The organism is Paenibacillus sp. D9 (assembly GCF_001188365.1).
GTDB lineage: Bacteria > Bacillota > Bacilli > Paenibacillales > Paenibacillaceae > Paenibacillus_O > Paenibacillus_O humicus.
The window spans coordinates 722546-749098 of record NZ_JZEJ01000001.1 but is presented as its reverse complement, the minus strand read 5'-3'; the positions used below and the strand labels follow the sequence as shown (position 1 = coordinate 749098).

27 protein-coding genes and 1 pseudogene are annotated in these 26553 nt (G+C 57.3%); 2 read left to right on the top strand and 26 right to left on the bottom strand.

Annotated elements, in window-relative coordinates:
* Positions 1-4 precede the first annotated feature (4 nt).
* The 5 genes from VE23_RS03510 to VE23_RS03490 all read right to left on the bottom strand — a co-directional run bounded on the left by VE23_RS03510 (position 5) and on the right by VE23_RS03490 (position 3259).
* The gene (locus VE23_RS03510; protein ID WP_049867296.1) at positions 5-790 is read right to left on the bottom strand and encodes an HAD family hydrolase; all 786 of its coding nucleotides are present in this window, start codon (positions 788-790) and stop codon (positions 5-7) included.
* Between the two features lie 53 nt (positions 791-843).
* Entirely contained in the window at positions 844-1359 is a 516-nt protein-coding gene (locus VE23_RS03505) for a hypothetical protein (protein ID WP_232317051.1), read from the bottom strand.
* Between the two features lie 97 nt (positions 1360-1456).
* Positions 1457-2443, bottom strand: a complete 987-nt coding sequence (locus VE23_RS03500) for an aldo/keto reductase (protein WP_048745891.1) — start codon at positions 2441-2443, stop codon at positions 1457-1459.
* 1 nt (position 2444) lies between these two features.
* Entirely contained in the window at positions 2445-2657 is a 213-nt protein-coding gene (locus VE23_RS03495) for a DUF896 domain-containing protein (RefSeq protein WP_373864513.1), read from the bottom strand.
* Between the two features lie 137 nt (positions 2658-2794).
* On the bottom strand, positions 2795-3259 hold the full coding sequence (locus VE23_RS03490) for a LysM peptidoglycan-binding domain-containing protein (RefSeq protein ID WP_021877445.1): 465 nt from the start codon (positions 3257-3259) through the stop codon (positions 2795-2797).
* Positions 3260-3469: 210 nt separating this feature from the next.
* On the opposite strand from VE23_RS03490, the gene lexA reads away from it, so the two are divergent.
* Positions 3470-4093, top strand: a complete 624-nt coding sequence (gene lexA, locus VE23_RS03485) for a transcriptional repressor LexA (protein ID WP_048745894.1) — start codon at positions 3470-3472, stop codon at positions 4091-4093.
* Positions 4094-4239: 146 nt separating this feature from the next.
* Here the strand turns inward: lexA and VE23_RS03480 are convergent, their stop codons facing one another.
* A complete protein-coding gene (locus tag VE23_RS03480) occupies positions 4240-4812 on the bottom strand; it encodes a hypothetical protein (RefSeq protein ID WP_069202424.1) in 573 nt (190 codons plus the stop codon).
* A gap of 157 nt (positions 4813-4969) precedes the next feature.
* Positions 4970-5425 carry a GNAT family N-acetyltransferase gene (locus tag VE23_RS03475; RefSeq protein WP_048745923.1) on the bottom strand — a complete coding sequence of 152 codons (456 nt, stop codon included), beginning with the start codon at positions 5423-5425 and terminating at the stop codon, positions 4970-4972.
* A 1669-nt stretch (positions 5426-7094) separates the two neighbouring features.
* On the opposite strand from VE23_RS03475, the gene VE23_RS03470 reads away from it, so the two are divergent.
* Positions 7095-7574 (top strand): DinB family protein, encoded by a 480-nt coding sequence (locus VE23_RS03470; protein WP_049867294.1) that lies wholly within the window; start codon positions 7095-7097, stop codon positions 7572-7574.
* Positions 7575-7722: 148 nt separating this feature from the next.
* Here the strand turns inward: VE23_RS03470 and VE23_RS27260 are convergent, their stop codons facing one another.
* The 19 genes and pseudogenes from VE23_RS27260 to VE23_RS27255 all read right to left on the bottom strand — a co-directional run.
* Positions 7723-7815 (bottom strand): topoisomerase DNA-binding C4 zinc finger domain-containing protein, encoded by a 93-nt coding sequence (locus VE23_RS27260; protein ID WP_084781259.1) that lies wholly within the window; start codon positions 7813-7815, stop codon positions 7723-7725.
* 502 nt (positions 7816-8317) lie between these two features.
* Entirely contained in the window at positions 8318-9646 is a 1329-nt protein-coding gene (glnA, locus tag VE23_RS03465; RefSeq protein WP_021882093.1) for a type I glutamate--ammonia ligase, read from the bottom strand.
* Positions 9647-9681: 35 nt separating this feature from the next.
* Positions 9682-10095: a MerR family transcriptional regulator gene (locus VE23_RS03460; RefSeq protein ID WP_048745897.1), complete on the bottom strand. Its 414-nt coding sequence runs from the start codon at positions 10093-10095 to the stop codon at positions 9682-9684.
* A gap of 92 nt (positions 10096-10187) precedes the next feature.
* Positions 10188-11423 (bottom strand): methionine gamma-lyase family protein, encoded by a 1236-nt coding sequence (locus tag VE23_RS03455; protein WP_049869620.1) that lies wholly within the window; start codon positions 11421-11423, stop codon positions 10188-10190.
* Between the two features lie 19 nt (positions 11424-11442).
* The gene (gene hflX, locus VE23_RS03450; protein WP_049869619.1) at positions 11443-12768 is read right to left on the bottom strand and encodes a GTPase HflX; all 1326 of its coding nucleotides are present in this window, start codon (positions 12766-12768) and stop codon (positions 11443-11445) included.
* 22 nt (positions 12769-12790) lie between these two features.
* Entirely contained in the window at positions 12791-13804 is a 1014-nt protein-coding gene (locus tag VE23_RS03445; protein ID WP_048745926.1) for an AAA family ATPase, read from the bottom strand.
* A gap of 122 nt (positions 13805-13926) precedes the next feature.
* Entirely contained in the window at positions 13927-14637 is a 711-nt protein-coding gene (locus VE23_RS03440; protein ID WP_084781257.1) for a YdcF family protein, read from the bottom strand.
* Positions 14634-15191 carry a DUF402 domain-containing protein gene (locus VE23_RS03435; RefSeq protein WP_048745902.1) on the bottom strand — a complete coding sequence of 186 codons (558 nt, stop codon included), beginning with the start codon at positions 15189-15191 and terminating at the stop codon, positions 14634-14636. Before VE23_RS03435 ends, VE23_RS03440 begins: the two co-directional genes overlap by 4 nt.
* A gap of 229 nt (positions 15192-15420) precedes the next feature.
* A complete protein-coding gene (cyoD, locus tag VE23_RS03430; protein WP_021879844.1) occupies positions 15421-15765 on the bottom strand; it encodes a cytochrome o ubiquinol oxidase subunit IV in 345 nt (114 codons plus the stop codon).
* A complete protein-coding gene (gene cyoC, locus VE23_RS03425) occupies positions 15766-16371 on the bottom strand; it encodes a cytochrome o ubiquinol oxidase subunit III (RefSeq protein ID WP_048745903.1) in 606 nt (201 codons plus the stop codon). It lies immediately after the preceding gene.
* Positions 16371-18341, bottom strand: a complete 1971-nt coding sequence (locus VE23_RS03420; protein ID WP_021879846.1) for a cbb3-type cytochrome c oxidase subunit I — start codon at positions 18339-18341, stop codon at positions 16371-16373. The genes cyoC and VE23_RS03420 overlap by 1 nt, the downstream gene beginning before the upstream one ends.
* A 25-nt stretch (positions 18342-18366) precedes the next feature.
* Positions 18367-19353, bottom strand: a complete 987-nt coding sequence (gene qoxA / locus VE23_RS03415) for a cytochrome aa3 quinol oxidase subunit II (protein WP_049867293.1) — start codon at positions 19351-19353, stop codon at positions 18367-18369.
* Between the two features lie 195 nt (positions 19354-19548).
* Positions 19549-19803, bottom strand: a complete 255-nt coding sequence (locus VE23_RS03410) for a hypothetical protein (protein WP_049867292.1) — start codon at positions 19801-19803, stop codon at positions 19549-19551.
* An 86-nt stretch (positions 19804-19889) separates the two neighbouring features.
* Positions 19890-20579 (bottom strand): peptidylprolyl isomerase, encoded by a 690-nt coding sequence (locus tag VE23_RS03405; RefSeq protein ID WP_048745905.1) that lies wholly within the window; start codon positions 20577-20579, stop codon positions 19890-19892.
* A gap of 149 nt (positions 20580-20728) precedes the next feature.
* Entirely contained in the window at positions 20729-23377 is a 2649-nt protein-coding gene (locus VE23_RS03400; protein WP_049867291.1) for a transglycosylase domain-containing protein, read from the bottom strand.
* A gap of 165 nt (positions 23378-23542) precedes the next feature.
* Positions 23543-23788, bottom strand: a complete 246-nt coding sequence (gene hfq, locus VE23_RS03395; protein WP_021879853.1) for an RNA chaperone Hfq — start codon at positions 23786-23788, stop codon at positions 23543-23545.
* 15 nt (positions 23789-23803) lie between these two features.
* Positions 23804-24769 (bottom strand): tRNA (adenosine(37)-N6)-dimethylallyltransferase MiaA, encoded by a 966-nt coding sequence (gene miaA / locus VE23_RS03390; RefSeq protein ID WP_049867290.1) that lies wholly within the window; start codon positions 24767-24769, stop codon positions 23804-23806.
* Positions 24762-25544, bottom strand: a complete 783-nt coding sequence (locus VE23_RS03385; RefSeq protein WP_021879855.1) for a class I SAM-dependent methyltransferase — start codon at positions 25542-25544, stop codon at positions 24762-24764. The genes miaA and VE23_RS03385 overlap by 8 nt, the downstream gene beginning before the upstream one ends.
* Positions 25541-26553, bottom strand: a pseudogene (locus VE23_RS27255) (DNA mismatch repair endonuclease MutL); the annotation flags it as partial. The pseudogene VE23_RS27255 and the gene VE23_RS03385, both read right to left, overlap by 4 nt.

Here is a 26553-nt window from a genome sequence, read left to right as displayed (position 1 = left end):
CGCCTTATGCAAGCAGCGGAATGAGCTGATCCAATCTCGTAATTTCATGGCTGGGCACGATCTCCGGATTTTTCGCCTTTCCGCCCCGGTTGATCCATACCGATGTCATCCCGATCGTGTTCGCTCCGAGAATGTCGGTCGTAAGCTTGTCTCCGACCATGATGCCATCCTCCGGATCGACTCCGAGCAGTTCAAGAGCATGGCGGAATATGCCGGCATCCGGCTTGCCTTTGCCGTAATTGCCGCTGATGACGATCTCGTCGAAGTAGGAGGTCAGCTCAGGCACGCCGAGCAGCTTCTCCTGCTGCAAATCCGGGGATCCGTTGGTCAGCAGAAGCAGCTTGTACTTGCCTTTGAGGGAGTCCAGCACCTCGAAGGTTTCCTCGTATACGATCGGCCGCTCGCGGCGTTCCTTCGGGAAGCGCTCGGCCAGCTCCGCTCCAAGCGCCGGATCGTCGACCCCGATGGCCGCGAGGCCGCGGGTCCAAGCATCCTTTCGGTAGCCTGGAGCGAGCTGCTCCAGCTTGCGGAACGATTCCAGCTCCCCCTCCGAAAAGCGGGCCCAAAGCCCTTCCAGCGGATTGATGCCGATTTGCTGCGTGAACGGGAACGTTTCATACGAGCTGTACAGCTCTCTCGCCTCCCGCTTCACTTCCTCCTCCAGCCGCTTCGGATCGACGCCCGCCTGCTCCTTGGCCCATTCGCAAGTGGCCTGGAAGGCTTCGTCCACGCTCCGCTCATCCCACAGGAGCGTATCGTCCAGATCAAAAAGTACCGCTTTCTTCGCCATCTCTTTCTTCCTCCCGAACCGTTATGTCCAAGCTGACGGCTGCAAGCCGGATGTCATTTCTGCGTAAAAGGAATGCCGTTGCGGGCGGCGAACTGCTCCAGGCTGACCGCCATACGGTCCGTAGGATATCGGTTCAGCACCCGGGAGAACACCCAGTTCGCACCTTTGACCTGCTCGATGACGACATAGCTTTTCATGACCGAGATGCCTTTGATGGCTTCTTTATTGAGACGCTTGTCGCCGGTCATGCGGCGCGTCTGCACAAAATCGGCTCCGACCGCCAGATAAGGGCGCCGCAGGAAGAACATCAAAGCCAAGAAGACGTACATCGCCACGACGATCCAGTTCCAGTTCGTCGCTCCTTCATCTTTTGGAAGGATCAGCACATACAAGGCGACGAAGAGCACCAGCATGATCGGGGAAATGAAGTTGCGGCCTTTGAACCGTTCCGTACGATCCCCGGACGCCGCAGGCTTGATCGCGGTCTGTCCCCTCTTTTTTCTAGTTGCATTGATTTGCGCCGAATTGCGGCGTACTTTGCGTTCCCAGGAACGAGACAATAGGGTCACCTCTGCCATAGATTTTGTTGGCCTTATTAGGACGGCTTGTCGGTATTACGTAAGCGGGCGGCTTCCCGTTTCGCGCGGAGACGCCGATGGCCGCCTGTCAGAGAGGCCTGCGGAATTTCTCCAGGAATCGCGTCGGATATTCCGAAGGCAGGCGGCTCGCCTCGTCCAAAGCTTCGAATTGCTCCTTCGTCAGCTCCCAGCCCGCAGCTCCCATGTTTTCTTCGTACTGCGCGTAAGTGCTCACTCCGAAGATCGGCGATGTGATGCCCTTCTGCTGGATGAGCCAGCGGAGAGCCGTTTGCGCAGGCGTCTTGCCGGCTTGCGCGGCGACCTCCTTAAGGACGTCCAGGATGCGGAAATTAGGATCTGTATTCCGGTATTGCCAGGAACTCTCGCCGGCATTCGCAGTCAGCCTGCCTTCTGTCGGCTCCTCGCGTCCGTAACGGCCGGTCAGGAAGCCCCCGCCAAGCGGCGCCCATGGAATGATGCCGACGTTCTCTTCCAGGCAGAGCGGCACCATCTCGCGGTCCATTTCGCGATTCAGGAGGCTGTATTGCGGCTGCACGCTGATGAAGCGCGACCATCCCCGGCTGTCGCTTATCGCGAGCGCCTTCATCATCTGCCAGGACAAGTAGTTCGAGCATCCTATGTACCTGATTTTGCCGGCGGAGACGAGATCGTCCAGGGCGCGCAGCGTCTCCTCCAGCGGAGTGGCATGATCCCATACATGGACCTGGTAGAGGTCGATATAATCGGTGCCGAGCCGTTTCAAGCTCGCTTCCACGTTCTGAACGATATGCTTGCGAGACAGTCCGGCTCCGTTGATATGCTCTTCCGTCTGCATGCGGACCTTGGTGGCCAGCACATATTCGTCCCGATTGCCTGCGATCGCCCGTCCGACGATCTCCTCCGATCTGCCGCCGGCGTAGACGTTGGCCGTATCCAGAAAATTGCCGCCCTCGCCGCGAAAATGGTGGATCATGCGAGCCGCTTCTTCTTCAGGCGTCGTATTGCCGAACATCATCGTTCCGAGACACAGCTCCGAGACGGCTAGCCCGCTTTTGCCGAGCAATCGGTATTCCATTTTATTGGCCCCCCTTGTTCTCGTCATCCACCCATTCAATGTTGTCCAGCTGCTGCTTGAAATTGCGCTTGAAATTGGCCAGATACTGCTGTCTGAGCTGCGTCCGTTCTATGACTTCCTCAGGCGTCAGCCCGACAGATTTGTGCTTGCGGGAAAGCTCGTTGATCCTTGCGATCAAGGCATCGATATCCACTCGTCGTTCACCTCTGTTCATTGACGTTTCCTTCTAACTTTGAACTACGGAGAAGAGCTTGTCAAGAAAGCCAAAAAACCCCGGCGATGTCTCCCGGGGCTGATATCTATCGAAATGAAATTAGACTCTCAAAACGGGCGAGGCCTAAAAGAAGCCGTTCAAGATTGCTTGGGAATGATCAAGGTCTGACCCGCCTGCAGATCGGAATCCTTCAGGCCGTTGCGCTGCTTGATCATGAAGACGCTGCGCCTGATGTCATGGGAAAGGCCGGAATTCCCGGCGATGGACCAGAGAGTGTCTCCGCTCGTCACCGTGACGGTCAGCTCGCCCTCAGCTGCGGGGGCGATTCCAGAAGAGCTCGCTCCGGAAAATCCCCAAAAGCTGGAGAAGACCAGAAGGAACAGGAGGATTGACGCTGCATATGGAAGCAGGCGGCGCGGACGTCTGCTCCCGGCTGTCCTTGCCGAGACAGCGGAGGAACGGGGGATGAATCTGGAATCGCCGGGAACTGCTCCGGGACGGAAGCATTCCTTGAGATAATGATGTTCCTGCTTCTTCACTTGCCTGCGGACCGTTGCCTCAGAGCCTCGCTCCGGCGTGCTGTATCCAGATAAAGTCATCATGACCGTTCACTCCCCAAACGTTTGTTCTTATTCCCAGAATAACACGAACATTTGTTTTGGTCAACGCTTATTTGGAACGTATGTTCGCCGATCGGAATCGCCCTATGCGAACGGCTGTTTCTCGAACTTATGTTTGTACGAACTCGGGTTCTGTGCTATACTTTGCCTACATATTTCTTTCTACTAATTTCTAGTTTTGGAGTGATTGCGATGTCTAAAGTGTCCAACCGCCAGCAGGCCATTCTTGACTTCATCAAGAACGAAGTCCGGGACAAAGGCTATCCACCTTCAGTACGTGAGATCGGCGAGGCGGTAGGCCTGGCATCCAGCTCCACGGTGCATGGCCATCTGGACCGCCTGGAGAAGAAGGGCCTGATCCGCCGAGACCCTACCAAGCCGCGCGCCATCGAGATTCTCGACGGCGACGATGCCGCCATGCTGCCCTTTCCCGTCTCGATCAGCCGCGTTCCCGTCGTCGGCAAGGTAACGGCCGGAGTGCCGATCATGGCGACCGAGAACATCGAGGAGTACTTCCCTTTGCCGGCTGACTATGTCGGCGATCACGAGGTGTTCATGCTGAGCGTCGTCGGGGAGAGCATGATCGAAGCGGGCATACATAATGGCGATTACGTCATCGTCCGCCAGCAGCCTTCCGCCAGCAACGGCGATATCGTCGTAGCCATGACGGAAGATGACGAAGCGACGGTCAAGACGTTCTACAAGGAACGCGACCATATTCGGCTTCAGCCCGAGAACGCCTCCATGGAGCCGATCCGGCTCAAGAATGTGACGATTCTCGGCAAGGTAATCGGATTGTTCCGCAATCTTCACTGAGGCATGTCCCTTTTGGGCCAATAGGAAGTCCCTTCCATTACCCCTCCATATCCGGCTTTATTCACCCCTTCGCGCACTCTGACAGAGTGCGCGTTTGTTTTTCAAAGGTTCTTATTTTTCACTGTTGTTCGCTGCTTTTCGCATTGTCATCGAAACTTTTCGTGGAAAAACTCGTTCAGGTAAATATGCTTGGAGCCCGGGTATTGAAAGCTCATGTAGAATCCCGAGGATTCAAGATGAACTCCGGTCAAGTACCGGCTTCGCACATAGGGCCTGATCAATCGGCGGAATCTTTCCTCCTGCCCGCTTCGTATCAGAACCGCCGCCTCCTTGGCGAAGGTGCCGCTGCCGGCCAGCTTCCGGTAGAGCGGCAGCACGGCCGCCGATAGCCTGCGGAGCACAGCTGCCGAAAAAGCGAATTGCGCCGTTCCGGGCGGAATGGTCGTCGCATTCGTGTACGCTCGAACAGGCGGTGGATAGTTGAAGTCCACGAAAAATCCGATGCCGTTCGTACTGAACGAATTGACCGGCGCAAGCGGAGCCTCCTCCTTGAACAGCTTCAACAGCGTATCGAGATCCGCCGCTCGTACTGCAGCGCTCCATTCCTCGGCGAATGGACGGCTTCGAACGAACCGGGCATAAAGCGGCAGCATGCTGGAGGCTGTCCGCGCGAGCACAAGCCCTGACACCCCAGCTCTCGGCTTTGATTGTCTGGCCACGCTCTTCCCCCCTGTTAACGAATCCTAACCGGAATGTTCCGGCAAGATGCCTATGAGTATGAGCCTATGCCGCCCTAAGATTGTCCGAGAACAAGAAAAAACGGCTTGTCCGATCGGACAGCCGCCGTCAAAGCTTATTGGGTTGATCTGCACTCTCTCATAATTGCTTTGTCATAAATACGCTATTTGGGTCTTCCTCATAGCCAGAGAACGGCCCGCATTCGATAAAGCCGAAGGACGCATACAAATCGCGGGCCGGAACAAAGGCATCCATGGAGCCTGTCTCCAAGCTGATTCGAGCATAACCCCTTCGTTTGGCTTCCTGGATAATATGATCAAGAAGCTTTCGGGCAACGCCCTTGCGCAAATGTCTCGAAGCCGTCCTCATGGACTTGAGCTCGCCATGGCTGGCGTCGAGCTCCTTGAGAGCGCCGCATCCGAGCAATTCCCCCTCTTCCCAGACGCTCCAGAAAGTGATTTCCGGCTTTTTCAATTCATTCAAGTCCAACGCGTGAATGCTTTCAGGAGGAGAATTTTCGGCCATCCCCCGGAGATGCTCCCCGATCAAAGCCCGGACATCAGGCCCGTTTAAGTCATCCAACATAATTCTCATCATTTCATTCTCTCCCCTGTCCAATCCATTACCTGTATTATATCGGTGTCCGGGTAGGGGAAAAAGGGAGAAATTAAAAAGCAATTTTCATCTTTTCAATCCTTTTCATCACCTAAATAGATTACGCTGATTCGCTGCTGGAACCACAGTGGCAGGCAGGCTCTTCACTCCAGTATTTCCTGCTGCACAAACGTAGCTGTAAACAAAAAAAAAGCCCTCCGACTAGTAAGTTCAGCGGGCTTTCTATATATGTTACAACGAAAATTAACTTAAGCAATCTGAATGATGACAAGATGTGCAGAGACGGATCTGGTTCCACCAGCAAGAGGAGTTATCGTTAATGCAGTTGAGTTCCCGGCTGGATTACGAACCGTGAGGATAGAATTTATCACTGTCGTTTGGACAAGGGCCGTGCCTACGATCTGCGATGTGCCCGTTGCCCTCCCAACTACCGTGTACGCGAGATCGGCGCCGTTAAGTGTCAATATGAGTTGCCCCGCCTCGGTCACACTCACCTGGAACAGAATCTGATAGGTTCCAATCGCAGCCAGGTTAAATGTAGTTGGACCTGTTCGTGTAATGGCAGTACCGCTTGTTGGCCCATTTTGAGGAAAGCTGACATCAGTACCCGGTGCGACTGTTGCAGCATTATCGGGTGGCATCAAGGCGAAAAAGTCTGAAAAAGCGAGTACTCCGCCTGTTGCTCCTGTGGTTCCAGTAGCTCCTGCTGCTCCTGTGGCCCCTGCTGCTCCTGCTGCTCCTGCTGCTCCTGTTGCTCCTGCGGTTCCGGCCGGGCCTGTTGCTCCCGTTGCTCCTGTTGCCCCAACTCCTGGTCCAGTCGCTCCCGTCGCGCCCGCAGGGCCTGTTGGCCCGATAGCTCCAGTTGTCCCTATTCCCGTTGGCCCTGCTAGACCTGTTGGCCCCGTTGCTCCTACTGGACCTGCAGGTCCAGTAGGACACGGCAGACAAATGCCTTGCGGTCCTGTTGGTCCTGGAGGCCCTTGCGGTCCTTGCGGTCCTGGAGGACCTGGAGGACCCGGTAATCTTCCCATTAATGTACACTCCCCTCTTGTTGTGGAATCGCTCATAGGATGTATCTTTATTTGCAAGCTATTCCATTTATTAAAGCTTTATTCCTACAAGAAAAGTCAAATCGAGCTTGGATATGGGTATTGAAGAGCGTCCGTTTGACTTTCGGTTGAAGGTTGAGTTGTACTCCTTTCCACACCCTTAGGCCCGGTCAGGTCAAGCTTGGTTTCTTATGTCCGGAGATCCCCTTCAGGATCAACTTTTTTATTCCTTCAAATAAAATAAAATCAAATCATTTGTTCTGTAAGAAACAAATCGGTCCAGTCCAACCATTTCGTATTTGTTAGAAGGTTTATACTCAACACATCCATCGGAAACGTGACCTTTGCACAGGAGCCTGCAATCACTGGCACTCTCATCATATGGGACAGAAACAATTTATCATTCGAAGAGCCAATGTGGCTAAGAACCGCATGAACCGTATTTAGGGTGACTAACGGAGAACTTTAGTTCAGCGATTCAGGAGCAGTTTGCCGACACCGCAGCTGCTCCTTCTGTCGTTAAGCTAATAGACAGGATAACGCTATTATTTATCGAATGGTAGGAGTAACAAAGTTTAAGGTGCGCAGGAGGCCACGACATGCTGAAACTATTCGAGTATAACTGGCAAGTTCGCAAAGATTGGTTTGACTGGTGCGATACAGTGAGCGAGGAAGAGTTGATGAAAAGACGCACCGGCGGCATAGGGTACATCCTTTCCACTCTGTATCACATTGTGGCAGTCGAGTATGGCTGGATATGCGGTGGTATACAAGAAAAAGCGATTACAATCCCTCAGTTTGAGGAAGTGGCAAGCTTGCAGCAAATAAAAGATTTTTCAGGCCGTTGCCACTTGGAACTCGCTCCATTTGTGTATGATTGGAAGGATAGTTTGGAAGACCGCATGATGATTGATATCACGGATGAAGGGGAACGGGAATCCCATAAATACGGCGAAGTAATGCGGCACGTGATCGCCCACGAAATCCACCACATCGGTCAATTGTCTATATGGTCACGAGAAATCGGAAAGAAGCCGGTTACTGCAAACTTGATTGGCAGAGGATTATTCGATATTTAACGCAGCCATGTCCTATTGAACAACGGGATACGTTAGCTCAATGAACCGCCCCCCATGTAGGGCGGTTTTCTTTAGGTTGAAAATCAACATTAAGATTTAACATTGCCTAGAACAAAAAAGCCCGCCGACCACAAGGCCAGAGGCTATTTCATCGGCTCACTTCAAACTGAGCAATGCTTCTACATTTCGGATATTTGCTGCAGCCGTAGAAATCGCTCTTCGGTCCTTTCCGCCGGACCATAGGCGCTCCGCACTTCTTACACGTTTCTTCTTCAGGGAAAAGACTTTTGCTGTTGACCAAGTACACAGCTTTGCACTAAAAATTTCAGAATGGTTCATCCAGTAACGTCCCATTAAATGCATTAAAAGTAACTGATGGATAAGCAGGCATTTTACTTGTCGCATCAAAAGTAGTATTACCACCGTATGTCTCAACATATCTGTATAAATCGCTGTAGAAAAATCATAAGAAAAAGGATAGTTTTTCTTTTCAGCAGCTGAAGCACTAAAGGGTGATACCACAATTGAAGGTCATCCAAGAAATGCTCGGACATCTATGCCCACATCTCCAAAAAAATAGAGGATGCCAGCATGGAGAAGTTCGAAGCCTTCACCAAGGGCATCCTCAACAATTTTGAAGTTCGGGGGCAAACGGGGGGCAGCCAGAAATAATACACTGATTCCTTGAAAATGCCCCCCGATAAAAATCTCTACAATCCCTTGATACTACTGGGATTCCTCTCTTAGTACAGAGTCAGGTACTGATCGCGTTCCCACTCATGCACCTGCGTTTTGTACATGTCCCACTCGATTTCCTTGAGCTCGTAGAAATGCGCCAGGGCGTGGTCGCCGAGAGCTTCCGTAATAATCTCGCTGCGCAGCAGCTCGTTCAGAGCTTCGCGAAGATCCTCCGGCAGGCTCGGGATGCCGTCCTCCAGACGCTCTTCGTCGGTCATGACGTAGATGTTGCGGTCGATCGGAGCCGGCAGCGGCAGCTTGTTCTTGATGCCGTCCAGGCCGGCCTTCAGCATGACGGCCAGAGCCAGGTATGGATTCGCGGCCGGATCCGGGTTGCGCACTTCGACGCGGGTGCTGAGGCCGCGGGAAGCCGGAATGCGGATCATCGGGCTGCGGTTGCTTGCCGACCAGGCGACGTAGCTCGGCGCCTCGTAACCCGGCACCAGACGCTTGTAGCTGTTGACGGTCGGATTGGTGATGGCGGTCATCGCGCGGGCATGGCGCAGAAGGCCGGCCATGTAGTAACGCGCCGTCGGGCTGAGTCCCAGCTGATCGTCCTCGTCGTAGAAGGCGTTCTCTCCGCCGCGGAACAGCGACTGATGGCAGTGCATGCCGGAGCCGTTGACTCCGAACAGCGGCTTCGGCATGAAGGTCGCGTGCAGGCCGTGCTGGCGGGCGACCGTCTTGACGACGAGCTTGAACGTCTGGATCTGATCGGCCGCTTTGATGGCGTCCGCGTATTTGAAGTCGATCTCATGCTGGCCTGGAGCGACCTCGTGATGGGAGGCCTCGATCTCGAAGTCCATCTCCTCGAGCGTCAGCACGATTTCGCGGCGGCAGTTCTCGCCGAGGTCCATCGGCGCCAGATCGAAATAACCGCCCTGGTCGTTGAGCTCGGTCGTCGGCTCGCCCTTCTCGTTCGTCTTGAACAGGAAGAATTCGGGCTCAGGACCTACGTTCATCGCAGTGAAGCCCATTTCCTCGGCTTCCTTGAGCACGCGCTTCAGAATGCCGCGGGGATCGCCGGCGAACGGCGTGCCGTCCGGCATGTAGATGTCGCAGATCAAGCGGGCGACGCGATCCTGCGTAACCCACGGGAATACGACCCAAGTGCTGAGGTCGGGATAAAGATACATATCGGATTCCTCGATACGGACATAACCTTCGATCGAGGAGCCGTCGAACATCATTTTATTGTCGAGAGCTTTCTCAAGCTGGCTGACCGGAATCTCGACGTTTTTGATCGTGCCCAGCAGATCCGTGAATTGGAGACGGATGAATCTGACGTTCTGTTCCTTGGCGATGCGCATGATATCTTCTTTGTTGTAACTCACCGTATCTACTCCTCACATCATAAAATAGGTTATGGCTAGCGTTTGTTCGGGAAAAAGCGGCTCAGCTGGCCTTGGATAAGCGATGCTTTGCCAGGACGCTTCTCTTGCAGCTGCTGCTTCAGGAGCAGGCGAAGCTGGGAATCGCTGAGCTCGCGGCGCTTCACTTCGGATATCTCCGTCATGATGGTCGCATCCTCGGATTCCTTGGAGACCGGGTTCATCACCTGCTTGATTCCGGCGATGTTGACTCCCTTCTCGATGAGGGATTTGATCTCCAGCAGCCTTTCCACGTCGTTAAAGGAAAACAGCCTTTGGTTGCCCGAGGTGCGCGCCGGGACAATCAATTCATGCTGCTCGTAATAGCGGATTTGGCGTGCGGTCAGGTCCGTGAGCTTCATCACGATTCCGATCGGAAACAAAGCCATATTGCGGCGTATATCGTCAGCCATGTTCACATCAACCTTCCAATCGCGATAAGTTATGAACCTATTGTAATCGCGCGACATAAAGGTGTCAAGTCATGTTAGGTTCTTGTGTAAGTTTAACTAACAATAATACCCTGCTGCTCCAGTCTTTGAAGCGACTGCAGCAAGGCGTACTTGACATGGGAGTAGGTCAATCCGCCTTGCATGTAGGCGATATAAGGCTCGCGGATGGGCGCGTCGGCAGACAGCTCCAGGCTTCCTCCCTGGATGAACGCGCCGGCCGCCATGATGACCGGATGCTCGTACCCCGGCATGTCCCATGCCTCCGGCACGACATGCGAGTCGACAGCAGCCGCAGCCTGAATGCCTTGCACAAATGCCGTGAGAGCGTCGGGCGAGCCGAATCGGATCGCCTGAATGAGATCCGTGCGCGGATCGTTCCAGGCCGGGGAAGTTTCGAACCCGAGCTCTTCGAACATCGCCGCCGACAGCACGCTGCCCTTCAAGGCCTGTCCGACGAGATGCGGCGCCAAAAACAGGCCTTGATAAATGCCGCGCAGCGTATCCAGCATCGCTCCGACCTCGGAGCCGATGCCGGGCGCCGTAAGCCGGTAGGCGGCAGCCTGGACGGCATCGGCCTTGCCTGCTATGTATCCGCCTGTCGCGGCAAGTCCGCCCCCGGGATTTTTGATAAGCGATCCTGCGATGAGATCGGCTCCGACCTCGGTCGGTTCCGACAACTCCGTGAACTCGCCGTAGCAATTGTCGACGAAGACGAGCACATCCGGCTTCATGGATTTTACTCGGCGGACCATCTCTCCGATCTGATCGACGGTGAACGAAGCTCTCCAGTCGTAGCCCCTCGAGCGCTGAATGCCGATGACGCGGGTCCGTTCCGTGATGAGCGTCTCCACCGCTTCCCAATCGACGCCGCCATCCGGCGCCAGCGCCGCCTCCTTGTAGAGGATTCCCCAATCCTGAAGGGATCCGGTGCCGTCGCCGGGCTTGCCTATAACCTTGTGCAAGGTGTCGTAAGGACGTCCGGTCACGTATAACAGTTCGTCCCCGGGACGGAGCAGTCCGAACAGCGCCGTGCTGATCGTATGCGTGCCGGACGCAAAATGAGGCCGCACGAGAGCGGCCTCGGACCGGAAGACGTCGGCATACACGAGATCGAGCACTTCGCGCCCCCGATCGTTGTAGCCGTAGCCGGTGGATCCGTTGAAATGAAAATCGCTGACCTTATGCTTCTGAAACGCTTCGATGACCTTCCATTGATTGCGCTCGGCGACGAGATCCAGTTCCGCGAATCGGGATTGAACCTTTTTTTCTGCCGCCTGCGCAAGCTTCATGAGCTTGTCCAACTTGTATTCAGTCTCCTTGCTGTGTCGTAATTCCGGCGCTGGTCCGCGACTGGCGGTAAGGCTCCAGCTGATGTCCGTTCACTTCGTAATCCGCGCGGTTGAGCTCCACCGTCAGCCATAGGACGTCTCCGTCCGCTTCCCGCTCCAGCACCTCGCCGCAACGGTAGGCAAGCGCGATCAGGTCCCCGCGGTCGGCCGGCAAGGCAAACGACCGGGTTTCCCCCGAAAGCTCGTCCTGAATCGCCTGCAGCAGACGGCTCCGGTCCGCAGCGTCGTAGGCGCTGATGAGCAGCTGCCGAGGACCGCTGGACGGAAGCAGGCTTCTGAGCGCTCCTCCGACCAGATCCTTCTTATTATACACGAGCAGGAGCGGCTTGTCCGATGCCCCGAGCTGCTGCAGCAGCTCCTCGACGACCCGCATCTGCTCGCGCCGCATCGGGGACGAGCTGTCCACGATATGCAGGATCAGGTCCGCCTCCGCGACTTCCTCCAGGGTGGCGCGGAACGCGGCTACAAGATCATGGGGCAGGTTCTGGATGAAGCCTACCGTATCCGTGAGCACGACCTCGTTGCCGCTTGGCAGGACCAGAACCCGGGAGGTCGGGTCCAGAGTTGCGAACAGCCGGTTCTCGACCAGCACGTCGGCGAGCGTAAGCTCATTCATCAGCGTCGACTTGCCTGCGTTCGTATATCCGACAAGCGCGACTTGGGTTACGCCCGTCTTGCGGCGCCGCTCCCGGTGAAGCTCGCGGGTGCGCGTCAGCTCCCGCAGATGGGCCTTGAGATCGGAGATGCGTCCCCGGATATGCCTCCGGTCGGTCTCAAGCTTGCTCTCCCCCGGCCCGCGCGTGCCGATACCGCCGCCGAGGCGGGACAGATTTTTGCCGTGTCCCGACAGGCGCGGCAGCAGGTAGCTCAACTGAGCGAGCTCGACCTGGATGATGCCTTCCCGGGTTTTCGCCCTTCCGGCGAATATATCGAGAATAAGCTGGGTCCGATCGATGATTTTGGCATCAAGCGATTGTTCGAGATTGCGCACTTGCGCACCGGACAGCTCCTGGTCGAAAATGATCGTTGTCGCTCCGAGCTCTTCCTTGACGGCGCGGATCTCCTCCACCTTGCCTTTGCCGACGAGCCATTTGGGATCGGGCGCTTCCTTGTTCTGAATGACAGTCGCAAGCACTTCGACGCCGGCCGTATCGGCCAGGTTGGCGAGCTCTTCGAGCGAATGCTCCGGATCCGAAGGGCCGCGCTTCGCCTCCTGGGTGACCAGACTGACGAGAATGGCCCTGTCGGGCACGCCATGATCCGTTTCATAGGTTGTCGTATCCAAGCTTTGCGAAGCTCCTTTCGCCTTATCCGAGTTCACCAGGCTGCTTGACCTTTCCCTCCCAGCGCATGTCTTCCGGACGGATGCTCATGAGCTCCTGCCTGCCGGGACTGGCCGACGCATACTGGTTGAGGAGCCTGACGGCCTGGTGGCGGATGGATTTTTCAATCAGATTGCGGACATAGCGGGCATTGCTGAACGAATAGAGCGTAGCCGTCTTTTCCTGCATCAGATGGCTCCTCAGCTTGAAGACGGTCTGAGGGAGCAAGGAATAGTCCCGGTCTTTGGCCATCAGCTCAGCGATCTGTATGAGCTGGTCCACCGAGTAGTCGGGAAAGTCGATCTGGATCGGAAATCTCGAAGGCAGTCCGGGATTCGTTAGAAGAAAATGCTCGATCTCGAGCGGGTAGCCGGCCAGAATGAGGACGAACTGGCTGCGATAGTCCTCCATCGCCTTGACGAGCGTATCGATCGCTTCCTTCCCGAAATCCTTCTCCCCGCCTCGCGCCAGGCTGTAGGCTTCATCGACGAACAGGACGCCTCCCAGCGCCTTTTTCACGAGATCGCGGGTTTTTTGCGCGGTATGCCCGATGTATTCGCCGACAAGATCCGCCCGCTCGACCTCGATGAGATGTCCCTTGGACAGCAGGCCCATCTTCTGGAACAGCTTGGCGACGATGCGGGCGATCGTCGTCTTGCCGGTGCCGGGATTGCCCTTGAATATCATATGATAGACTTGCGCTCCGCCAGAGAGCCCGGCTTCCGAGCGCATCTGGCTGATCAGGAGCAAGGCATAGATTTCATAGATCAGCGATTTGACCCCTTCCATGCCGACCATATGCTCCATTTCCTTTTGGATTTCGGCATAGGGATCGGCTGCGGGAGCCTGCCTGGCCGCTCCCGCAGGCTCGGGATAATCGACCTGCTGGGCGGCTGCGGAGGATGCTCCGAGACCGTACGTCTCATGGCTTCGCAGCACGACATTTATTTGGCGGGAGGGCCTTGCGCCCTGATGTCCCGAAGCGGCGTGTCCGTTCATCCGCGGCATCACCTGTCCTTCCTGCAATTGAATGGCTCTACAAATTGTATTCGGGACAGCAGAGCCATATTAACAGAATCAGACAGACTTCAGATCGGACTATGAACGGTTGCTAACGGCCTTCATGCGGACTTGAGCCCGACCAGCATGAGCAGCTTGTCCAGCTGCCACTTGCCGTACGCAAGCGTCTCCCGGGTTTCGTTGGCTGCTGCGTTGAGCACTTTGGATTTGACGGAGCTTACGACCGGGTCGGGAAACCCGAGGAACCGCGCCATGTCGAGCGCCCTGGAGGCATGATACTCATGCGTAATGATCAGATAGGACTTGATGCCGGCAGCCTCGCCGGCCTTCCGGCTGAACACCAGGTTCTCGTATGTGCTTGTCGCCCGGTTCTCGAGAATGACGGCATCCTTGGGCACGCCGCGCGAAACGAGATAGACTCTCATCCCCTGTGCTTCGGTGAGCTTGGAGCCGTTGCGGTCGAGACCTCCGGAGACGATCAGCTTCTGCACTCTCCCGGCTTGGTACAGCTTCAGCGCCTGATCCAGCCGCTCCTTGAGTCCAGGGCTCGGCGCATCGTTCCAGAGAGCGGCTCCGAGCACGATTCCAGCCTCCCGCTGCGGCACAGGATTGGGTGGAGAATAATGCGTGATCTGCCAGAACAGGTACCCCGCTGCAAATACGCCGAGAGCCCCGACAATCAGGCAAGCGCGCACAAGGCGGCCCAGCAGGCCGCCATGTCGGTTTTTTTTGCGCCGGGCGGCAGGCTTCTTCGCCGTCCCGGTCTTTTTTGTCGGCTTCGGCTTGTTCGTCCCCGCCTCTGCCGCCTTCATGATTCGCTGACCTCGCCCATTCGTTCGGCCAGCGTCTTGCGGTGGCGCAGGCTGAGCGTAAAGTAGCGGAAGCGGCCGTTCTTGATGGCGGCAAGCAGCCTTCCAGCCGTCTTCCGGGCCATCGCCGCTTCCTTGCGCGTCACATCGCCGTCGCGGATCGCATCCTCCAGCTCATCCTCGTCCATCAGGAACACTTCTCCCGTAGGAAGCACGACGATATCCAGATAAAGATCGTCGAACCAGGGAACCTGCTGGTCCGTCAGGCCTTGCGTCTTGCAGATATCGATGTACCACTGCACGACCTTGCCCTTGTCGTCGAACATGGTCGTGACGACGAAGTGCTCGCCGCGGGGAAAATGCTGCATCCAGAGATAGCCCCGGTCGGCCAGGCAGAGCCTCCGTCCGTTGTACTCCTTCCAGAGCGGCTCCCGGAGGTCGTGAATCCGGTAAAACGTGACCAGCCCTCTGAAATCCTCTCCGTCAAGCGTCAGGCAAGTGTAGCTTTTGCGCAGGATACGCCGCCAGTTGGCCCGATCCGAAAATTTTCGTTTCATATGGAACGTACCCTTTCCCTTAAGATGCGGCAATGGCGCTGCGACTATGCTCGGTTCGCCCCTGCCTTTTTTCCGTGTTTCCTTTAGTTGACAGCTTACCACATCTTACTGTCCATCTCCAGCGGTAACGCCAAATAAGACCAACCTGCCTTGGCCATGTCAAGGCGAAAACAGCCGCTTCAAAAGAAAATATCCCCGCTCCGGATTGGGAGCGGGGACAGGAACGATCTTATTGGACGACCGAGTTGAACGACATGATCCATACGGAGCCGGCAACGATCGTGATGACGATGACAAAGCCGAGCACCAGCGCCATGACGTTGTACCGAGGCTTCTCGCCTTCGTTGATATGCATGAAGAAGAAAAGCTGGACGAGAAGCTGCAGAATCGCTGTGACGAGAATGACGAGCAGCGTCCCCGTCCGGGACATCAGGCCGTTGAATACGACGAGCATCGGGATGACAGTCAGTATGATCGAGATGATGAATCCGATCGTATAAGACTTGAGCGACCCGTGGTTATGCTCCTCGTGATGGCCATGTCCGTGGCCGTGGGAATCGGAATGCGGGCTCATCTACATCACCCCCATGAGGTAAACGACGGAGAACAGGAAGATCCAGATCACGTCGAGAAAATGCCAGTACAGGCTGAAGTTCGAAATCTTGCGCTTCGTTACCGTTGTAATTCCGTGCTTGCGCAGCTGGAAGATCAGCCCGATGCACCAGAAGATGCCGACGGTAACGTGGATTCCGTGGGTGCCGACCAGGGTGAAGAACGCCGACAGGAATGCGCTCGTGCCGATGTTCGCTCCTTCATGGACGAGGTTCACGAACTCCGTGACCTCGAGGTAAAGGAACGCCGCTCCGAGCAGGAGCGTCATGATCAGCCAGAAAATCATGCCGCTCAGCTTTTTGGCCTGCATCTGGAGAACGGCCAGGCCGCTCGTGAAGCTGGACGTAAGCAGGAGGAACGTCGAGGCGACGAATCCCGGAATCTCGAACAGCTCCTTGCCCGAAGGTCCGCCGTTCGTATGGCCGACCAGGACGACATAGGTCGCGAACAAGGTGCCGAACAGCAGAGTATCGGATACAAGGAACAGCCAGAAGCCCGCTGTCTTGAGCGACTCCTGTTCCTGGGTATGATGCTCGTGGACCTCAGGAGAGACGATATGCTGCTGCATTAGTACGACCTCCCTAATTTCCGTTCCGTCTCGATGACCTCATCGACCGGAATGTAATAATCCACATCGTAGCTGAATGACCGGGCGAACAGGCTGCCGAAGACGCCCAGTGCGCCGACGATGATCATCCAGGTCCAGTGGAACGTGAAACCGAAGCCCACGAGGAAGAAGAAGCTTGCCATGACGAATGGAATGGCGGAGTTCTTCGGCATATGGATCGGCTCCAGCTGCTGCTTCGGACGCTCGATTCCTTTCGCCTTGTCTTCCTTCACATGGAACCAGTCGTCGGCATGCTTCACCTGAGGCACAACCGCGAAGTTGTATACCGGAGGCGGAGATGGGATCGACCATTCCAGCGTTCTGCCGTTGCCGCCCCATGCATCGCCGGTTGCCCGTTCGCCCTTGCGGACGCTGTAGGCGATCTGCCATACCTGGAACAGGAAGCCGATGCCCATCATGAAGGCGCCGATCGTGCTCGTGAAGTTGAGCGCAGCCCAGCCGCGGTCCCAGCCGTACGTGTAGACGCGGCGCGTCATGCCGTCAAGGCCGAGGAAGTACTGCGGGAAGAAGCAGACGTAGAAGCCGATGTTCCATGTCCAGAACGCCCAGCGTCCGCGCTTCTCGTCGAGCTTGAAGCCGAACAGCTTCGGCCACCAGTAGTAGATGCCGGCGAGGTAGCCGAACACGACGCCGCCGATGAGCACCTGGTGGAAGTGGGCGATCAGGAAGTAGCTGTTGTGGTACTGGAAGTCTGCCGGTGCGACGGCGAGCATGACGCCCGTCGCTCCCCCGACCAGGAAGCAAGGAATGAAGCCCATCGTCCAGAGCATCGGACTCTGGAAGCTGATTCTCCCTCGGAACATGGTGAAGAGCCAGTTGAACACCTTGACCCCGGTCGGGATGGCTATCGCCATCGTTGTGATCGCGAAGAACGAGTTGACGTCCGCGCTCGAGCCCATCGTGAAGAAGTGATGAACCCAGGTGAAGAACGACAGGACGCTGATGACCATCATTGCGAAGACCATCGACTTGTAGCCGAATATCGTCTTCTTCGAGAAGGTGGCCACGATCTCCGAGAAGATGCCGAAGGCGGGAAGCACGACGATATATACTTCGGGGTGGCCCCACATCCAGATCAGGTTGACATACATCATCGACATGCCGCCGCCGTCAAGCGTGAAGAAGTGGGCCCCGAAATAGCGGTCCAGGAACAGCAGCGCCAGCGTGATCGTCAGAATCGGGAAGGCGAACAGAATGGTGATGCACGCCGAAAGCACGGACCAGGAGAACAGCGGCATTTTCATCAGCTTCATGCCTGGCGCGCGCATTTTCAGAATCGTGACGATGAAGTTGATGCCGGTAGCGAGGGAGCCGATACCGGAAATCTGGATGCCCCAGATGTAGAAGTCCTGGCCGACGCCGGGACTGCCCGAGAGCTCCGACAGAGGCGGATAGCTGAGCCATCCCGCATCGGGAGAGCCGCCGATGACGAACGATACGTTCAGCAGCATCGCACCCATCAGGAACAGCCAGAAGCTGAGCGCGTTCAGGAACGGGAACGCGACGTCGCGGGCTCCGATCTGCAGAGGCACGACCATGTTGAAGAGAGCGAACATCATCGGCATCGCCATGAACAGGATCATGATCGTGCCGTGCGTGGTGAAGATGGCGTTATAGTGGTCCGCCTGCAGGAACTCCACGTTCGGGAGCGCCAGCTGCGTCCGCATGAGCAAGGCGTCGACGCCGCCGCGGAACAGCATGAGCAGCGAGGCGATCAGGTACATGATGCCGATTTTCTTATGGTCGACCGTCGTCAGCCATTCGCGCCAGAGCCATTTCCACTTCTTGAAGTAGGTCAGGACGAAGACGATGGCAATGCTGACGAGAGCGATGGATACATCCGCGCCATAGATGAGCGGATCGCCGGTGACGAAGAAATCGGCGGCAAAGTCTTTTATCGAATCCAACATGGATGAATTTCCTCCCCTTGGCCGCCTAGTGGTTCATTTCGGGCTGCGATAGGCCCGATGTCTGATTTGCTGCATCCGGCTCGGAGCCGGAGCTTTCGTTGCTGCCGTCCTTCACGGGATAGGCGCCGCGGATATCCAGGCCGTTGGCCGGATGATGATGCCCGCCGTTTTTGATGACGATCGAGTTGAACAGGTTCGGGTCCATGGAGCCGAAGGTTTGAATATCCGCCGTTCCCTTGACCGAGAGCTTGTTGTAGGCGGCGTTGTCCAGCTTCGCCGTCTCCTGCTGCGACTTGCTTACCCAGTCGTTGAAGTCGTCCTGAGACATCGACTTCACGGTGAAGTTCATCTTGGCGAAGTCGGTGCCGGTGAAGTTGGCTCCGGAGCCGAAGTATTCGCCTGTTTCATCCGCCTGCAGCCACATCCTCATCGCCATGCCCGGCATCGCATACGTCTGGCCGCCGAGCTGCGGAATCCAGAAGGAGTTCATCGCCGCGCTGGACGTCAGAACGAACTGGATCGGAGTGTTCTCCGGAATGTTGATGTAGTTGATCGTCGCGATGTCCTGATCCGGATACTGGAACAGCCATTTCCAGTCCATCGACGTCACCTGAATCGTCACCGGCGCTACATGGGCGGTTTCGGCCGGCGGCTTGACGAGCTTGTACGTATCCCGGACCGTGAAGTATCCCAGCAGCACGACGATGACGATCGGGATCCCCCACCAGATCGCCTCCAGCTTCGTGCTGTGAGACCAGTTCGGCTCGTACGGCGCCTTGTTGTCCGGCTTATCGCGGTACCGCACGATTATGAACGCAAAAATGCCGAGTACAGGCACAATAATGACCGCGCACAAAATGACGGAAATCCAGATCAGGTTTTTCTGAATCTCCGCGACCGGACCTTTCGGATCCAGCACCATGAGGCTGCCGGACCATACCACCACGATGGCCACAGCAGCTATGGCGAGGGCAATCCCGAGCCCCCATAGCCACTTGTGTGAATTTTTCATCGTTTCATCTCCTTTTGGCCATCTCCATCCTGCTATTACCCATTAACCGAGTATGCTCTTGACAGAACATTTCCTCTCTCGTGTTACAGCATAGCAAAAAGGACGCCTTTCGGCGCCCCCGTTAACGAATCCGTCTTATTTTTGTGCGATTTCCGTAAAATGTTGTTCATTGAATGTCCTTATATTTGCGAAATATTACCGTCCCCTGCCGGGACGCTCCCCGCCTTCGCCGGTATGGCTTCCGATATACTCGTCCGCCAGCGGGAACATGAAGGAAGCGATATAAACGACGGGCGCGGCTATGAGGCAGCCTACGCCTGCCATGAGCGCCATATTGCCGTCATTGAACGGGTACAGGAAGCCTGCGCACAAAACCGCCCCTGCCGCCAGCACCGCCCAGGCGTAGATCCTCAGCCATCTTCCCATTCCAGCCGCGCCATGCTTGCCCATAATGGAGATCCCTCCTCTGCTAGTACAGCATATGAGGGAAATTCACATCATGTTCACACATTCGGCGGAACATCAGGCAAAGGGAATCAGCTTTCCTTGATTTCGACGTTTTGGATGCTCACCGATTGAGTCGGCTTGCTGGGCTCGCCTTGGGCATTTTTCTCGACCGGAGTGGCGGCAATCTTGTCCACGACATCCATTCCGCCCGAAATCTCGCCGAAGATCGTATAGTTCGGAAGCTGGCTCAAGCTCTCGACGCTTGGACCCGTGCCGATAAAGAACTGGCTGCCTCCCGTGTCGGCTTGTCCCGTATTGGCCATCGCCACGACGCCTTTCTTGTAGACATGGCCGTTGTTCAGCTCATCCGGTATCGTATAGCCCGGGCCGCCTGCCCCCGTGCCCGTCGGATCTCCCGTCTGGATCATGAAGTCCTGAATGATCCGGTGAAAAACGATGCCGTCAAAATAGTTGTGCCGCGCCAGAAAGACAAAGCTGTTGACCGTTTCGGGCGCATCCTTCGCGAAAAGGTCGATCGTGAACTCGCCATCCGTCGTAGTGACGACCGCCTGATAGGTTTTGGAGGTGTCGATCGCCATGTCGGGCTTTTTGCTCCAGCTTTTGGCGGCCGATCCGCCGGCATCGCCAGATGCATTGCTGGCCGGCGTACTGGCGCCTGCGCCAGAGGATTCGTTGCCCGCATTCTTCGCTCCGCAGCCCGCCGCAACAATAGCGGTGCCGAGCAGGAGGATGGACAGAGCTTTAAGGTTCTTTTTCATGTTGTCATGACTTCCTTTTCCGTAAAGGTTATGGTTTCGGAATGCGGCATCAGGTGGAAAGGACATCGGAGCTTGAGTGGAATTGGCTCTGGTGTCATATGGAACGGGCATCGGAGCTTGCATTGTCGCAGCTCCGATGCCCGATTGCACTAAGGTCCGGTCGATTCAGCCGGAACCGAAGGTAGTGCGGCTGCATCGCCGGAGGAGGTGCCGGACGTTCCGTCGCCGCTGCCCGTCCCCCCGGCATCGGCCGGAGTCGAGGTCGGCGTCGGGGTCGGCGTCGGCTGGGAAGTCGATTCCCCGCCCTGCTGTCCGCCTCCTTGGCCGTTACCATTCCCGCTGCCGTTGTTTCCATTGCCGTTGCCGTTATTGCCGCTGCCGTTTCCATTATTGCCATTACCGTTGCCGTTATTTCCATGGCCGTTCCCGTTGCCATTGTTTCCGTTCCCGTTGCCATTGCCGTTGTTTCCGTTTCCCTCGTTCCCTTCCCCGCTGCCGTCATTCCAGCCAGGAGTCGGCGAAGGGCTGATCTCGACTGTTGGAATTTCAATCGCGATCCGGGCCGAAGGAGGTCCTTCCAAGCCGGATTTGCTGTCATAGGCCGTCACGTAATATTCGTACGACATGCCGGGCGCCACGTTCATGTCATCGGCGCTTCCCGCAGCGGCGGAATCAAGCGCGCGGCTGAATTCAGCCTGGGAGGAATCCTTGCGGTAGATCCGGTAGCTGATTCCATCACCCTCGACAGGAGTCCAGCGCAGCGACACGAGCATTTGGTTCGGATCGTAGGAGCCCGTCAGATTCTTGACCTGATCAGGCGCATCCGAAGCCGGCGGCGTCGGCGTCGGTTCCGAAGGAGCTTTCCCGAACGAGCCCTTCGGCACGTCCTTCATCGCCTTGGACATGACCTTCGAGAACAATGCGGCCGCTGCGGAACTGCTCTTCTTGAGCAAATGCTCCTTGTCGGTCTTGTCGTAGCCCATCCATACCGCGGCGGTCCACTCCGGCGTATAGCCGACGAACCAGGCGTCGCGGTTGTAGCTGGATTTGAGTCCGCTGATGCCATGCTGCGTCGTGCCGGTCTTGCCTGCCAACGGCCGGTCGATGGCCGCTCCGCGGCCTGTTCCGCCCGGGCCGACGACGCCTTGCAGAAGCTCCGTCATGTAAGCCGCCGTCTGCTCCTTCATGAGCTGCTTGGGCTTCGCTGCGGCATACTGGTATCTCGTCTCCTGAGAATGGTCGACGATCTTGACGATCGTATGAGCGTCCACCGACTTGCCGTCATTGGCGAATGCGCTGTACGCTGTCGCCATCTGCAGCGGGGTTACGCCATGAGACAGCCCTCCCAGCGCGATCGCCAGATTGCGGTCGTCCTTGTCCAGCGGCATGCCGAGCTTGCCGGAGAAGCTTACTCCCTTGCTGACACCGATTTCGTTGAGCAGCCATACCGCGGAGGCGTTGCGGGACTCCATGATCGACTGGCTCATGCTGACAGGACCGATGTACTTGTTTTTGTTGGAATCGGTAGGACAATAGCTGCCGTAGCATTTCTTGTCGTCCCGCAAAGTCGATCCGGGCGTGTAGTCGCCCGTCTCCAGCGCCGGCCCGTATACGGTGATCGGCTTGAAGGAAGAGCCAGGCTGCCGCGGAACCGTGACGCGGTTGAGTCCCTTGCGCACGTAATCCCGGCCGCCGATCATCGCCTTTATCGAGCCGTCGCTATGGTCCATGATGACCATGGCCGCCTGCTGCTTCTGCTCGTCCGGACTTTTCTCGAAGTTGCTGTCGTCGTCGAACTCGTCCTCGATCGTCTGCTGGGCCGTGGCGTTCAGCGACGTGTAGATCTTGTATCCGCCCAAGCGGATCTCATCCTCGGACATATCCATGACCTGCATCGCTTCCTTGACGGCAAAATCGACATAGGTGAGGAATTTGTTGCGGTCGCTGCCGGAATTGAACTCGCCCGGCGGCTTGTAGACGACCGCCTTGGCTTGGTCCTCCTCCTCTTGCGTAATATAGCCCTGGTCGTTCATCAGGGTAAGGACGACGGCCCGGCGCTGCGTCGAGCGCTCGATGTCATCCTTCGGATTATAATAGCTTGGCGCCTTCGGAATGGCGGCAAGAGTAGCCATCTGCCACAGCTTGAGGTCTTCAAGGCTGCTGTTGAAGTAATATTTGGCGGCGAGCTTCACGCCATAGATGCCGTTGCCGAAGTAGATCCGGTTCAGGTACATCGTAAGAATTTCGTCCTTGGTCATCTGGTTTTCCAGGGCAACGGCGATCGAAGCCTCCGTCGCTTTGCGGAAAAACGTCTTGTCCTGGTTCAGGAACAGGTTGCGCGCCAGCTGCTGCGTGATCGTGCTCGCGCCTTCCTTGGCGCTCCGCGCGATGACGTCCTTGACGAGCGCGCGCCCGATGCCGAGCATGTCGATGCCGGAATGCTCCTCGAAGCGCTTGTCTTCCGTCGCGATGAACGCGTCGCGAAGCAGCTCCGGAAGCTCCGAGAACTCGGCGTTCTGGCGGTTGACGCTGGCCAGGCTGGCGATTTTGTTGTTGCTGGAATCATAGACGACGGAAGCCTCCGTCAAGCTGAGCACATCCTTGTTGGCGGCGAGGATGCGCTCGCCGTTGAGGATGACCAGCAGGTAGCCGACGATGCCGGCGACGACGGCGAGAGCTCCCGCGAAAAACAGGCCGTAGAACCATTTCCGCTTGCGGCTGATCCGGCCTTTTTTCCTCTTGCCCTTCTTGCTTGCCGGCTGCGCCGGATAATCCCCTTTTTTTCTCTGGTCTGGCATGTCTATCGTTCTCCTTCCGGTCGGTCTCTTCTGTCCCGATATAGGTATACCCTTGGAAACAGAAGAACAACCCTGCCGGAGAGCGGGTTGTTCTTCGGACCGATATTTCCTTAACGAAGCTGCTGCAGGAAAGGTTTCACCGCACTCGCGGCGGCATAGCCTGTCCTAGGATTCCGAGGAGCTGTCCTGCGGCTGCATGAGCGATACGTTGCGCTGAGGCGTGAACGTCGAGATCGCATGCTTGTACACCATTTGCTGGCGTCCGTCGGAATCGATGATGATCGTGAAATTATCGAAGGCGCGGATAACCCCGCGGATCTGGAAACCGTTGGTGAGGTAAACCGTGACCGGGATGCTGTCCTTGCGGAGCTGGTTCAGGAACGTATCTTGAATATTAATGGATTTGTTCATTGGAAGTTACCCCCGTCAAAAAGGATTGTTAGTGGTATATTCAAGATCGACTGCAAACTTTCCTGCTAGTATAGCATGGATAAGCTCCAAATTGTTGTGAAAATTTTCCCCGGCGTCGATCCAATGAATGTCCTTCATATGCCGGAACCAGCTCAGCTGGCGCTTGGCGAATCTTCTCGTATCCCGCTTGAGCAGCTGGACGGCTTCCTCCTTCGTCGTCCCGCCTCTCAGCCAGGGAACGAGCTCCTTGTATCCCAGCCCCTGCATGGCCACGGCGTTCTCCGGCACGCCTTGCTCCAGCAAGCGGGCGACCTCCTCCGGCAGCCCGGCCTCCATCATGAGATCGATTCTCTCCTCGATTCTGCCGTACAGCTCCGCACGGTCCATCTGCAGTCCCAGAATAACCAATTCGTAGGGCGACTCTTTTTTCTGTCCGGCGAGCTGGCTGCTCATCGTTTGCCCCGTCACATGGACAATTTCCAGCGCCCGGATGACTCTTCTCACATCGTTGGGATGCAGCTTGGCCGCGGACTCGGGATCGGCGGCAGCCAGCCTGGCATGCAGGGCATCGACGCCATCGGCATCCGCGAGCTTCTGGAGCTCCGCACGGAAGGCTTCGTCCGAGCCCGCCTCGGAGAACTGGTATCCGTAGCAGACCGACTCGATGTAGAGTCCGGTGCCGCCGACAATGAATGGAAGCTTGCCGCGGGCTGCGATCTCCGGAATGAGGCGGCTGCACGCTTCCTGGAAGTCGGCGGCCGAGTAGGGCTCGTCCGGATTCCGGATATCGATGAGATGGTGGGGAATCCCCTCCATCTCATCACAGGGAATTTTGGCCGTGCCGATGTCCATTCCCCGGTAGACCTGCATGGAGTCTCCCGAGATGATTTCCGCGTTCCATGCCTTGGCAAGCTCCAGGCTCAGCTTCGTCTTGCCGACGGCCGTCGGCCCGACCAGAACGAGAAGCGGCTGTTTAGTCAATTCGAATCACTCCGTATCCGACAGCGGATGTCTTTTTCCCCGGACAGCGCTCGAAGCCGAGCCGCTGAAACTCCGGGCTGTTGTTTTTTTCCTTGAGCAGCACCGTTCTTCTCGCTACCCGAACCGCTTCCCGGACGGTCTCCGCCGCAAGCGCGCCGTGGTTCGCCAAGCCGCGCAGAGGCTCGATCGAGCTTGATTCCTGCACAGGATCGCGGAACATGGGATCGAAGTAGACGATATCGAAGCTGTCGTCCGGCAGCGACTTCAAATAGTCGGCATGTCCGGCGAGCACCGGCCGGATGCGCCGGAAAGCCTCATTGACGTCCTTGAGAGGCGTCTCATAGCTCAGAAGCCCTTCCCGGACAACGGCATGCAGCACCGGCTCGCTCTCCAGCGCCGTCACGCTCCCCTCCGGTCCGGCCGCATACGAGAAAACGATGGAATCGCCGGCAAGTCCGGCCGTGCAGTCCAGGACGCTGTCTCCAGGACGGCAGCCGGCCAGCTCCACCAGCGGATCGGACTCTCCCTTGCGCAGCCGCTTCACGCGGACGTAGGCCATGCTGGGATGGAAATAAAAGGGCGGCTCGTCGGGGCCGCCGTAATAACGAAGCTGCGTGCTCGTGGCGACCAGCAGCTCCTTGTCGCCGTAAGCTGCGGCCAATTGGCCGAGCGTGCGTCCTCTGCGGCTGACGAGCCGCGCGCCCAGCTCCTCCGCCAGGCGGGCGGCAGCGTCGAGCATGTCTCTGCTTGGCTGATCCGTCGTCGTGACGATCATGACATCACCCGTTTGAACATTTTCTCCAGCTGATAGTTGGAAATATGGACCAGAATCGGCCTGCCGTGCGGACAAGTATAAGGCTGCGCGCAGGCGGCCAGCCGGGCGAGAAGGGCTTCGCCTTCCTCCCGGCTCAGCCGGTCGTTCGCCTTGATGGAAGCTTTGCAGGAGCACATGATGGCCGCCTCCTCCCGCAGCTTGGCGATGTCCACCGCCCGCTTCTCGCGCAGCACCCACTCCGCCATCTCCTCGACGAGCTGCTGCTCCTCGCCCTTGGGGAACCAATGGGGATGGGAGCGGACGAGGAACGATTGGGGACCGAACGGCTCCAGCTCCACGCCTGCTTCCGCCAGCAGCTCCAGCCTCCCGGCCAGCTGCTGGGCGTCCGCGCTCGTATATTCCAGCGTGAAGGGAACGAGCAGAACCTGGCTCTCGCTGCCCGGCTCCCCGAACTTGCGGTAATAGTATTCGTAATTGATCCGCTCGTGGGCGGCATGCTGGTCGATCATGTACATGCCTTCCTCGTTTTGCGCGATCAGATAGGTGCCGTGCATCTGGCCGACCCAGCTGAGCTCCGGGAAGCCCGTCCCGCCTTCGGGGGCATCGGAGAGGCTGCCCGCCGCTCCGGGGAAAGATTCCGACGGACTGTATGAACCCCAGGATTCGGCAAAGCCGGCTTGAGGGGACAAAGCCAGCCCGCCGACCTCCGGCTTGGGGCCGGAAGCGCCGCTGACAAGGCCCGCGGGCTCGTCGCCTGCCGGACCGGAAGCGGAGGCATTGGCTCCGCCTGCCAGGGCGGAAGCGGAAGCGGCGGAATAAGCTCCGCCGTCCTGCTCCCGCACGGCTCCGGCGCGGTCTGCCGCCATGCCGGAGGCAGGCGCGTACAGCCGCCGAGCGGCGTCAGGCGGAACGGCGGGACTCCCCGAGGCGGCTGCCGCCGGGCGCCAAGGACCGGCCGCAGCGCTGCCCGGAGGCGGGCCCTGGCGTCCGCCGCCGGCTGGGCGGGACT